At 73.0% G+C, this 10,579-nt stretch carries 10 protein-coding genes; 5 read left to right on the forward strand and 5 right to left on the reverse strand.

All coding sequences use genetic code 11. The features are described 5' to 3' along the window. Window positions 1-32: 32 nt before the first annotated feature. Window positions 33-1,223 carry an SLC13 family permease gene (locus ACGFNI_RS08950; RefSeq protein ID WP_393681957.1) on the forward strand — a complete coding sequence of 397 codons (1,191 nt, stop codon included), beginning with the start codon at window positions 33-35 and terminating at the stop codon, window positions 1,221-1,223. A gap of 19 nt (window positions 1,224-1,242) precedes the next feature. On the opposite strand, the gene ACGFNI_RS08955 is transcribed toward ACGFNI_RS08950, so the two are convergent. From ACGFNI_RS08955 to ACGFNI_RS08965, 3 genes are read right to left on the reverse strand one after another with little or no spacing between them, the layout of a single operon-like run. Beyond that, window positions 1,243-2,085 (reverse strand): inositol monophosphatase family protein, encoded by an 843-nt coding sequence (locus ACGFNI_RS08955; protein ID WP_393681958.1) that lies wholly within the window; start codon window positions 2,083-2,085, stop codon window positions 1,243-1,245. Continuing rightward, window positions 2,066-2,728 (reverse strand): hypothetical protein, encoded by a 663-nt coding sequence (locus ACGFNI_RS08960; protein ID WP_393681959.1) that lies wholly within the window; start codon window positions 2,726-2,728, stop codon window positions 2,066-2,068. Before ACGFNI_RS08960 ends, ACGFNI_RS08955 begins: the two co-directional genes overlap by 20 nt. Before the next feature lie 19 nt (window positions 2,729-2,747). Further along, the gene (locus ACGFNI_RS08965; RefSeq protein WP_393681960.1) at window positions 2,748-3,698 is read right to left on the reverse strand and encodes a hypothetical protein; all 951 of its coding nucleotides are present in this window, start codon (window positions 3,696-3,698) and stop codon (window positions 2,748-2,750) included. Window positions 3,699-3,899: 201 nt separating this feature from the next. On the opposite strand from ACGFNI_RS08965, the gene ACGFNI_RS08970 reads away from it, so the two are divergent. The 3 genes from ACGFNI_RS08970 (at window position 3,900) to ACGFNI_RS08980 (ending at window position 7,213) form a co-directional block, all read left to right on the forward strand. Further along, on the forward strand, window positions 3,900-4,961 hold the full coding sequence (locus tag ACGFNI_RS08970) for a biotin/lipoate A/B protein ligase family protein (RefSeq protein ID WP_393681961.1): 1,062 nt from the start codon (window positions 3,900-3,902) through the stop codon (window positions 4,959-4,961). Between the two features lie 87 nt (window positions 4,962-5,048). Next, complete coding sequence (locus ACGFNI_RS08975) at window positions 5,049-6,323, forward strand: VWA domain-containing protein (RefSeq protein WP_393681962.1); 1,275 nt, start codon at window positions 5,049-5,051, stop codon at window positions 6,321-6,323. Next, entirely contained in the window at window positions 6,323-7,213 is an 891-nt protein-coding gene (locus ACGFNI_RS08980) for a hypothetical protein (RefSeq protein WP_393681963.1), read from the forward strand. Before ACGFNI_RS08975 ends, ACGFNI_RS08980 begins: the two co-directional genes overlap by 1 nt. An 82-nt stretch (window positions 7,214-7,295) precedes the next feature. Here ACGFNI_RS08980 and ACGFNI_RS08985 read toward each other — a convergent pair whose 3' ends face one another. Continuing rightward, window positions 7,296-8,297 carry a TIGR03842 family LLM class F420-dependent oxidoreductase gene (locus ACGFNI_RS08985; protein WP_393682199.1) on the reverse strand — a complete coding sequence of 334 codons (1,002 nt, stop codon included), beginning with the start codon at window positions 8,295-8,297 and terminating at the stop codon, window positions 7,296-7,298. A gap of 459 nt (window positions 8,298-8,756) precedes the next feature. Continuing rightward, on the reverse strand, window positions 8,757-9,179 hold the full coding sequence (locus tag ACGFNI_RS08990) for a sugar phosphate nucleotidyltransferase (RefSeq protein WP_393681964.1): 423 nt from the start codon (window positions 9,177-9,179) through the stop codon (window positions 8,757-8,759). Window positions 9,180-9,314: 135 nt separating this feature from the next. On the opposite strand from ACGFNI_RS08990, the gene ACGFNI_RS08995 reads away from it, so the two are divergent. Further along, window positions 9,315-10,535 carry a S8 family serine peptidase gene (locus tag ACGFNI_RS08995; RefSeq protein ID WP_393681965.1) on the forward strand — a complete coding sequence of 407 codons (1,221 nt, stop codon included), beginning with the start codon at window positions 9,315-9,317 and terminating at the stop codon, window positions 10,533-10,535. The last annotated feature ends 44 nt before the right edge of the window (window positions 10,536-10,579 follow it).

Raw genomic sequence — 10,579 nt, forward strand, 5'->3', positions numbered from 1 at the left:
CCGCCTGTGGCCGGTGTGCGACCCTGTCTGCCGTGCGATTCCTCAAGCGTCTGCATCCCCTGGACTGGCTGGCCGCCGGACTGCTCGCGTGCGGCCTGGTCTTCGTCGCCACGGGCCTGCTGCCGACCGGCCCCGCCGGGGACGCGATGACGCGCATCGGGCCGCTGCTGGTGTTCCTGGCCACCGTCATCGTCATGGCGGAACTGACCGGCAAGGCCCAGGTGTTCGACGCGGTGGCGTCCTGGGTGTCCCGCGCCGCCAAGGGGAACTACCTGCTCCTGTTCGGGCTCTGTGTCCTGTTCGCCTCGGTCACCACCATCGCGCTGAACCTCGACACCACGGCGGTCCTGCTGACGCCGGTGATGCTGGCGCTGGCCACCCGGGTCGGCATCGCGCCGGTGCCGCTGGCGATGACGACGGTGTGGCTGGCGAACACCGCGAGCCTGCTGCTGCCGGTGTCGAACCTGACGAACCTGCTGGCGTCGGACCGCGTCGGCCTGACCCCCACCGAGATGGCCGCCAGGATGGGGCTGCCGCAACTGGCCGCCATCGTCGTGACCATGGCCTGCCTGTGGGGCTTCTACTGGCGGCGCGGACGCCGCGGCGCCGCGGTGTACGTGCCGCCGCCCCCGCTGAAGCCCGCCGACCCGGTGCTGTTCCGGATCTGCGCCGTGGCCTGTGCGGGGTTCCTGGTGGCGATCCTCGTCGCCGACGTGCCCCTGTGGTCGGCCTCGCTGACCACGATGCTGGTCGTCGTGCTGGCCTTCGCGTTCCGGCGCCGGGCCGACCTGCGGCTCTCGCTCGTCCCCTGGCGGCTGCTGGTGCTGGTGCCGGGGATGTTCCTGGTCGTGGAGACGGTCAACACGCACGGCCTGCACGAGCTGTTGACGGCCGCGGTGGGCCCGGACGGCGGTCTGCTCGGCATGCTGCGCTCGGCTGGGGTCGGCGCCGGGCTCTCCAACGTCCTCAACAACCTGCCGGTCTACATGGCGGGCGAGGCGGCGGTCCCGGTCGGCAACCACGACCAGCTGCTGTCCCTGCTCATCGGCACCAACGTCGGCCCGCTCGTGACCCCTTGGGCGTCGCTGGCGACGCTGCTCTGGTTCGAACGCTGCCGGGGGCACGGCACCGCCATCCCGCTGCGGCGCTTCATGGGGACCGGCTTCGTCCTCGCCGTGACGGCGACGCTGGCGGCCACGGCGGCACTGGCCGTCACGGCCTGACCCGGGGCCCGCCCGCCGCTCAGGACACCTCCGCCGCCGCGACCACGTCCAGCAGGTACGCCAGGGTGTCCGCACGCGCCGCGACAAAGCTGCGGTCCGAGTCGGGGCCTGCGAAGCCCACGCGGAAGTCGCCGCCCGTCAGCGTGCGGAAGGCGACACCCGACTCGGACGCCAGGAGCGCGCCCGGCGGGAAGTCGATGCCCTCGGCGCAGTAGCCGACGAAGCCGTCGATGGTGCCGCGGGCCAGCATGCTCCAGCCCAGCAGCGGCGCCCACAGCTGGAGCACCCGCCGGGAGCGGCGCTCCAGTTGGCGGCGCAGGCCCGCGGCGACGGTGTCGTCCCGGCCGACGGCGTGCCCCTGGGTCCAGGCCACCACAGGCCCTGCCTGCGGCACCCGCCCGGCGGGCCCCGGCAGCCCGCCGCCCGCGCCGTACGCCCCCTGCCCGGCCACCGCACGCCAGGTGCTGCCGGTGACGGGCTCGTGCACCACCCCGACCACGGGCTCGCCGTCGACGCACAGGCCGATGCCGACGGCGTACGAGGGCAGCCCGATCGCGACGTTGTTGCTGCCGTCGAGCGGGTCAACCAGCCAGGTCCGCCGGCCGACCGCGTCGAAGAGCCCGGCTTCCTCCGACAGGATCCGGTCGTGCGGGAAGTGCGTCTGGAGCCGGGCCAGGACGATTTTCTCGGCGGCCAGGTCGAGGTCGGTGACGACGTCGCCCGCGGCGTCCTTCACGCCCACCGCCTGCGCTCCGGAAAAGCGGGTGCGCAGCATCGCGCCCGCCTCCTCGGCGGCAGCGACGGCCACGCGCTGTTCGCGGGCGTACGGCGCGCCGCCCGGGTCACTCTCGCTGCTCGGCATGGATCCTCCTGAGTGCGGTGCGCACGGTCCGTTCGGTGTGTTCCGCCGCGCACAGCCGGCGCACCGTGCGGTGCCTGCGGCCGTGCACGGGCCCGAGGGAGAGATCGGTGTGGCCCGGCAGTGACCTGCCGAGCACCAGGGTCGCGGTGGGTTCGCCCTCGGCGACGACGGTGGCGTGGAATTCGCCGGCCGGCAGCGCGTAGGTCTCACCGCTGACGCTGGAGTGGGCGGGGCCGGGTTCGCAGCGCACCAGGCGGGACGTGGGCCGCAGTTCGTCGACGCCGGACGGCGCGCTGACGACTTCGAAGACCCGGTGGGTGGCGTCTTCGCCGCCGTCGGTCACCCGCACCGGGAGGTTGCCGACCCGGCCGTAGAGCACGTAGCTGCGCAGCTCCCAGCTGTGGGCGTGCATGGGCGCCGCGGTGGGTTCGGTGTCGGCTGCGCCGCTCTCGAAGAGGTGGACGCAGACGCCGCGGGCGCCGTCGCGGTGGAGCGGCAGGCAGAGGAAGCCGAGCGGGTGCCGCACGGCGCGCAACTCCCGTTTGCCGGAGGCGATGTCCTCCAGTACGCCGGTGACGCGCTCGCGCGGAGCGCCCTGTTCACCGCCGGGCCGGAGAAGGTGGTCGAGCGTGTCGTAGTCCATGGGTCGCGCCCGAGGCGTCTCACCTCCGGTAGGGGTCCTCGGCGTGCAGGGCCTTTTCGATGATCTCGCCGACGTCGGCGTCGGTGAAGACCGTCGGGAGCGAGAGGCCCACGTCGTCGAAGACCGTGCGGACCTCGTCGACGGTCGGCTCCTCGCCGAGCGGTGCGATGCCGCGCAGGTCGAGCTTGACGGCCTGTTCCCTGCTCTGGTGCAGCTCGGTGACGTAGTAGTCGTAGAGCGGCTGGTCGCGAGCGACCAGGAGGTTGACGCGGCTGGGGTCGTCCTGGGTGATGATCAGGCAGGATTCGGACAGGTCGAAGCGGAGGGTCGGCACTCCCGACGAGAGGTGCACGCTGATCTCCAGGGTGTCGAGGCGCTGCCGGAACCAGCAGGCGGCCAGCACGGTGGCGTAGGACTCCTTGCGCGTCCGGTCCGTCGTCCAGGCGTTGGCCGCGGCGACGTTGCGCTGGCGCGCGAACGTCTGGCGGAAGCGGGCGTATGCCGAACAGGTCCGTTCGTCACCGGGGTTGATGATGTCGATCTTGACGCTGAGCTGGGCGCGCTGCCGGGTGGCGGTCTCCACGCAGCGGGGCAGCGTCACGGCCCGCAGGTAGGTGCCCGTGCCGCCCTTGAAGTACCACCGGTTCGTCTGCTGTCTGGCCTTCTCCAGCGCCTCGCCGACCTGGTCGCCGGAGAGCGAGCGGACCATGGCGAGGTCTTCCAGGGCCCGGCGGGTCTCGCCGTTCGCCTCCTGGATGTCGGACTTGCGCCGCAGGCGCTCGGTCATCGAACCGACCGCCAGGGTGCCGAGTACCAGCAAGGTCGCGCCGGACGAGACGTCGTCACTGATGACGTCGCCGAAGACGTCCATCATGCCGATGGTCAGACCGAGTCCGACGGCGATGACCACGTCCAGGTTCTTGATCACCCAGGCCACGCCGGTCTCCACGCGTCCCACTTGCTGTGCCACGTGTTCATCCCTCCCCCATGATGACCGCATCGTAGGAGCTTCGGGTTACCGCTGGCCAGGGGCGACAGGCGGCCTCCTGGCCGCGGATGCACCCGGGCCCGCGCGGGGACGCCGGGAATGTCCCGTCCCGCATTACCGTTGGTGACGACCGCGGGGCACCGGCCGGCTGCGGGACGACGGGCGACAACAGGAGGATGTGCCGTGCAGGGCAAGCACCACGGTGAGTACAAGGTGCCGGGCGGCAAGCTCGTCGTCGTCGATCTGGACGTGGCGGGCGGCGCGTTGTGCGGGGTACGGGTCGCCGGGGACTTCTTCCTGGAGCCCGACGAGGCGCTGGACGCCATCAACGGCGCCCTGGAGGGTGCCCCTTCGGACACCGACGCGCGGGGGCTCGCGGCCCGGATCGACGCGGCGCTGCCGGCCGGCGCGGTGCTGTTCGGGTTCAGCAGCGAGGCGGTGGGCATCGCGGTACGCCGGGCCGTGGCGGACGCGGCCGACTGGACCGACTTCGACTGGCAGATCGTCCACGAGGCCCCGCAGCCCCCGGCGCTGCACATGGCGCTCGACGAGGTGCTCACCCAGGAGGTCGCGGCGGGCCGCCGGCAGCCGACGCTGCGGGTGTGGGAGTGGGACCGCCCCGCCGTGATCATCGGCAGTTTCCAGTCGCTGAGCAACGAGGTCGACCCCGAGGGCGCCGCCCGGCACGGCGTGAGCGTGGTGCGGCGGATCAGCGGCGGCGGCGCGATGTTCGTCGAGCCGGGCAACACCATCACCTACTCACTGTGCGTACCTGACGCCCTGGTGCAGGGACTGTCGTTCGCGGAGAGCTACGCGTACCTGGACGACTGGGTGCTGGCCGCACTCGGCGACATGGGTATCAACGCCTGGTACAAGCCGCTCAACGACATCGCGACCGACGCCGGGAAGATCGCCGGCGCCGCGCAGAAGCGGGTGGCGTCCGGCGCGGTGCTGCACCACGTGACGATGTCGTACGACATCGACGCGGACAAGATGGTCGAGGTGCTGCGGATCGGCCGGGAGAAGCTGTCGGACAAGGGCACCACCAGCGCGAAGAAGCGGGTGGATCCGCTGCGCCGGCAGACCGGGCTGCCGCGTGCCGAGGTCATCGACCGGATGATCGCGTCGTTCCGGTCGCGTTACGGCGGCACGGACGGCGCGGTGAGCCCGTCGGAGCTGGCCCGCGCCCAGGAACTGGCGGCCGGCAAGTTCAGCTCGCCGGAGTGGCTTGGCCGGGTTCCGTAGGGCGGCGGCTGCCGGGAACTGCGGGCCGGTGTCCGGCATCTGACGTCCCGTTTTGGCTTGGCGGCCGATCCTCCATACGATCCGTCGATGATCATAAGAAAGCGGCTGGCGGCCGGGGTGTGCGGCCTGCTCGCCACCTTGGCCATCGGCCTGCTCCCCACACCCGCAGCGGCCGGTGAGCCGGACGCGAAACCCGCCCCGAAGGTGGAACTGGTCCTCGACGTCAGCGGCTCCATGCGGGCCCGCGACCTCGACGGGCGCAGCCGGATGGCCGCCGCGAAGACCGCGTTCAACGAGGTGCTCGACGCAGTGCCGGGCGAGGTACAGCTCGGCATCCGCACCCTCGGCGCGAACTACCCGGGGCAGGACCGCAAGGTCGGCTGCAAGGACACCAAGCTCCTCTACCCCGTCGGCCCCCTCGACCGCACCGAGGCCAAGACCGCGGTCGCGACGCTGACACCCACCGGCTGGACGCCGATCGGCCCGTCCCTGCTCGCCGCGGCCGACGACCTCAAGGGCGGCGACGCGACCCGCCGGATCGTCCTCATCACCGACGGCGAGGACACCTGCCAGCCGCTCGACCCCTGCGAGGTGGCCAGGGACATCGCCGCCAAGGGCATCCACCTGACCGTCGACACCCTCGGCCTGCTGCCGGACGACAAGACCCGCAAGCAGCTCAGCTGCATCGCCGAGGCGACCGGCGGCACCTACACCTCGGTGCAGCACACCGACCAACTGCGGGACCGGGTACACCAGTTGGTGGACCGGGCGGCGGATCCCGTCGTCACGCCGGTGGCGACGCGGGGCGCGCAGGAGTGCAGCACGGCGCCCGAACTCAAGCCGGGTCTGTACAACGACCGGGAGAAGTTCGCCGAGCACCGCTGGTACCGGGTCGGCGTCCGTCCTGGCCAGGAGCTGCGGGCGTCGGTGAGCATCGGCGCCGACCGCGCCGTGGACAACGACTACGGCGTGCTGCTGCGGGCGGTGTCCACGCACGGCCGGGAGATCGTCCGCGGCTCGGAGGCGGGCGACGGGCGGACCGATGTCGTCTCCACCGGTCTGCGCTATCCCTTGCCGGAAGCGGACACGCCCGACGGCGGCGGTGAGCCGCCGGCCCAGATGATCTGCCTCCAGGTCAGCAACTCCTTCTCGGCCCCCGCGTCGGTGAAGCGGGATCCAGGACTGCCCGTCGAGCTGGCCGTCGATGTCGTCGACGCGCCCCACGACGCCGCCGACCCGGCCTCCTTCGGCCTCGGCCGCGGCTGGTGGCTGCTGATCACCCTGGCACTCGCCGGTCTGGTGGGCGGTCTCGTGTGGGGCTGGATCTCCCGCTGGCGCATCTCCGTCTGGAGGACCAACTGATGCGGACCCTGCGCACCGTGACGGCCGCCCTGCTGGCCGCCGGCGGCCTGCTCGCCACGGCGGGGCCCGCCCTCGCCGACGACCCGCCCCCGGCGTCCGGCAGCGCCACGCCGAGCCCCGGGTCCGACCCGGACTCCCCGCCCGCGCCGACCGAGGCGGGCACCTCGTTCCGTACCGCCACCCTGCTCGCGGCCGGGCAGCGGGCCACCGCCGACGGTTCCACCGGCGACTACCTGTACTGGGCCGTCCCGCTCGACCAGGGGCAGGACGCGACGGTACGGGCGAAGGTGAAGCTGCCGGAGACCGCCGGGCACTCCGCCGCCACCTGGCAGCTCGACGTGTACGACGGGCTGCGCCGCCGCCAGTCGTGCCGCTACGGCATGCAGGCCCGCAAGGCCGCGGCGGACGCCGGCTCGGTGGAGCTGGCCTGCACCCTGCGCACCGTCCGCTCCTGGGCGGAGCCGTGGTCCAACGACCCGCTGCCCGGCCGGTATTACCTGCGCCTGACGTCCACCGACCTGTCGCCGCAGGATCTGGGCCAGCCGGTGCACGCCGAGGTGGAGGCCACCGTCTCCGACGCGGGCGGTGCGCACGCCGTGGACGGCGCGCTGGCCGCACCGCTGGTCCCGGGGGCGGGCACCGCCGACGCCGCGGACGACGACAGCTCGCCCGCGGCGGACGACGACAGCTCGCCTTCCGCCACGGCGAGCGCGTCCCCCGGCCCGCAGGCGGCGGCCGGTGAACCGGACGGCGGCTGGTCGTCGGGCCGCTGGTCCGACCGCTGGATCTGGACCGCGGCCGGCGGCGTGCTGGCCGCGCTCGGCGGCATCGCGGGCTACCGCCTCACCCGGGGCCGCGGGCGCCCGTCCCGGGTGCCTCCGGGCGTCTGAGGCCGGACGCGTACGTCCCCGCTCCGCGGCGGTCACGGTGCCTCGCATCGTGACCGCCGCGGCGTTCCCGGCGGCGCCCTGCTCAGCCGTCGAGTGCCGGGATGATCCGCTCCCCGTAGCTGTCGATGGTGGCTTCCTTCGCGTCGTGCATGGCGTACAGCGCGAACTGGTCGACACCCAGCTCCCGCAGCCGCCGCAGCTTGTCGATGTGGGCCTCGGCGGGACCGAGCAGGCAGAACCGGTCGACGATCGCGTCCGGCACGAACGCGGTGTCGGGGTTGTCCGCCCTGCCGTGGTGCGCGTAGTCGTAGCCGCTGCGGTCCTTGATGTACGCGGTCAGCTCGTCCGGCACCATTCCGGAGTGCTCGCCGTAGCGGCCGACGAGATCGGCGACGTGGTTGCCGACCATCCCGCCGAACCAGCGGCACTGCTCACGGGCGTGCGCCAGGTCATCGCCCACGTAGGCGGGCGCGGCGACACAGATGGTGATCTCGTCCGGGTCGCGCCCGGCTTCGGCCGCCGCGTCCCGTACCGCCTTGATCATCCACTCCGTCAGGAACGGATCGGCGAGCTGGAGGATGAAACCGTCAGCCAGCCGGCCCGTCATGGCCAGCGCCTTGGGGCCGTACGCGCCCATCCAGACCGGCAGCCTGCCGTCCTTGACCCAGGGAATGCGCAGCATGTGGCCGCCGACGTCGGTCTCCCTGCCCTCGGCGAGGTCCCGGATGGCGGTGATCGCCTCGCCCAGCCTGGCAAGGGTGTTGGGTGGCCGTCCCGCCACCCGCATCGCGGAGTCGCCGCGGCCGATACCGCAGACGGTGCGGTTGCCGTACATGTCGTTGAGGGTGGCGAAGGTCGATGCGGTGACCTCCGGAGTACGGGTGGAGGGGTTGGTCACCATCGGCCCGACGATCAGCCGTTCGGTGTGCTCCAGAATGCGGCTGTAGAGGACGAACGGCTCCTGCCACAGCACGGATGAGTCAAAGGTCCAGCCGTAGCGGAAGCCGTTGTGCTCGGCACGGCGCATCAGGTTCACGACGGCCGATGCGGGCGGGTCGGCCTGTAGGACAACTCCGAAGTCCACGCTGCGCTCCTTGGTCGGGGTACGGGCGGGTGCCGCGCGGGAGGGACCGGCCGCCCGCGCGCCCGGCGACATCGCGCCGGTCGCACGCATGACATCCCCGGGACACCTTTCCTTATCAGGCCGTGCCGAGCCGTGCGCAACGACGCTCTGACGCGAGTCGCGAAGGGACAATCCTGGACCGCTTTCCGGAATTTGGGAAGAGGCCGTCCCGGACGGTCAGGGCGCGAAATCCTGACCGTTTCCGAGGGGCCGGACCGGGTAGTTCGCTGATTCGGCTGCTTATTGCCGCCGCCTTTACGAAGCGATTTCCGGGGCCGTCGCGCACTCTTCGGAGTTCTCGTTCCGCACCGCCATTTCCCCCGTCCGGATGCGCCTTAGCGGGCCTTCGCATTGGCCGTCCGAATTCCTGGTGGCGGTGTCTCCCGCGGGGCCGATGGCCCTCATTGCGGTGCGGCGATTTCACGCTCGCTGTCTGCCAGGTCGTGCGGGCCGGCACCCGGCCGTGCTCGTCGCAGTCGACGCTGCCCCGGGGCAGCCAGGGGCGGGCGAGGGCGACGGTGGCCAGCGGGGCGTACCGCCGGTGGTGGGCGTCCATGTCGGTCGGCGGGAAGTGTGTCCAGATGTCGCCGTACGCGGCGAGCCACGGTTCGTCCGGATGCGGCAGCGTTCCGGCGTCCCGTGCACCTCGACCATCGGCTTGGGCCGGCTGCGGGTGAGCGGCCACATCCGCCGCCCGAAGCCGCCCGCCGGCACGACGGCCTGGCGTACGGTCCGGCTCCCGCTCTCCGCTGACCGGCCCGCTCGGTACCCGCCGGGCTCGTCAACGTCCGTTAAGTGCCGCACACTTGCGCAGAGTAGATCACGCCCGCTGCGGCTCTCCACGGTGCCGGGACGGCGTGACCGCCGTGATCCACCTGGCCGTTCGCGCGCCGGTGTGTTCTGCGTATGATCCCGGCATACCGAGGCCGGCTGTCCTGTGACGGCGGCTGTTCGACGAATGCTCCAGGAGGCACGTTCGTGTCCGACCGACGGCGGAAGCTTCCCCTGCGGGCCACGACGGTGTGCTGCGTACTGCTCGTCGGCCTGGGACCGGCCACGGCGGCCGGTGCCGCCCCGCTCGCCGATTCCGCCGTGCTGCCGCAGGTCGTCCCGTCGCTCGACGGTACGAAGTGCGTCAAGCACAGTTCCCGTACGGCCAAGGCGACGCCGTGGCCGCAGAAGCTCATCGGCATCGAGCGGGCGCACCCGCTCAGCGAGGGCGGCGGCGTGGCCGTCGGTGTGGTGGACGGCGGGCTCGACGGCGACGTGCCGGCCCTGTCGGGACGCGTGTCGGGCGCGCATACGGACTGTTCCGGGCACGGGACCTTCCTGGCCGGTGTCGTGGCGGCGGCCCGCGCCCCGGGCGTCGGCTTCGAGGGCGTCGCGCCGCGGGCCCGCGTCATCGGGGCGACGGCGAAGCCCGATGGCTACGGCGGCGACGCCGACCCCGACTCCGTGGCCGCCGGCATCCGCTCGACGATCGGCCGCGGTGCGCGGGTGGTCCTGGTGGGCACGAGCGCCGTCCGCTCCAGCGGCGCCCTGAAGTCGGCCGTCGCGTACGCGCAGGAGAAGAACGTCGTCGTGGTCGCCGGCGCGACCGACTCGGGCAACCGCAAGGTGGCCTATCCCGCCGCCTATCCGAAGGTGGTGAGCGTGGCCGCCGTCGACGTGGCGGGTGCCCCGCTCGGCACGGGCGGCAGCACCGGCCGGAGCGCGGCGGACGGCGGTGCGGTGGCGCGGGTGGATCTGACGGCGCCCGGTGACCGGGTGCTGAGCGTGGGGCCCGGCGGCGGGCACTTCACCGGGAGCGGGGATTCGGTGGCGGCGGCGTTCGTCGCGGGCACCGCGGCGCTGGTCCGCGCGCGCGACCCGCACCTGTCGTCGGACGCGGTACGGGAACGGCTGCGGGCCACCGCGGTGCGCAGCGCAGGCGCGGTCCCCGACCCGGTGACGGGCTACGGGACGGTCGACCCGGAGGGCGCCGTGGGCGCGTTGCGGGCCGGCGACGCGGCCGGTGGCGGCACGTCCGCCGGCGGGCGGGAGGAGACCGCCGCCTACCGGGCGGACCCGGCGCCCGCGAAGGTCGCGTCCGGGCCGGTGTGGACGCTGGTGGGCGGTGTCGCCGCGGTGGCGGCCGTGGTGGCGATGCTGGCGGTGCTGATTCCGCGGGGCCGGGCGCGGGGCTGGCGCGCACCGTAGCCGGGCGTCGTAGCCGGGCGTCGTAGTCGGGCGTCGTGCCGGAG

The sequence above is a fragment of the Streptomyces sp. NPDC048644 genome, assembly GCF_043199105.1.
GTDB lineage: Bacteria > Actinomycetota > Actinomycetes > Streptomycetales > Streptomycetaceae > Streptomyces.

Coding starts and splice junctions, on each gene's coding strand:
- ACGFNI_RS08955 (WP_393681958.1), bottom strand. CDS start 2,085: ATGCCGAGCAGCGAGAGTGACCCGGGCGGCGCGCCGTACGCCCGCGAA.
- ACGFNI_RS08975 (WP_393681962.1), top strand. CDS start 5,049: ATGATCATAAGAAAGCGGCTGGCGGCCGGGGTGTGCGGCCTGCTCGCC.
- ACGFNI_RS08960 (WP_393681959.1), bottom strand. CDS start 2,728: ATGGACTACGACACGCTCGACCACCTTCTCCGGCCCGGCGGTGAACAG.
- ACGFNI_RS08980 (WP_393681963.1), top strand. CDS start 6,323: ATGCGGACCCTGCGCACCGTGACGGCCGCCCTGCTGGCCGCCGGCGGC.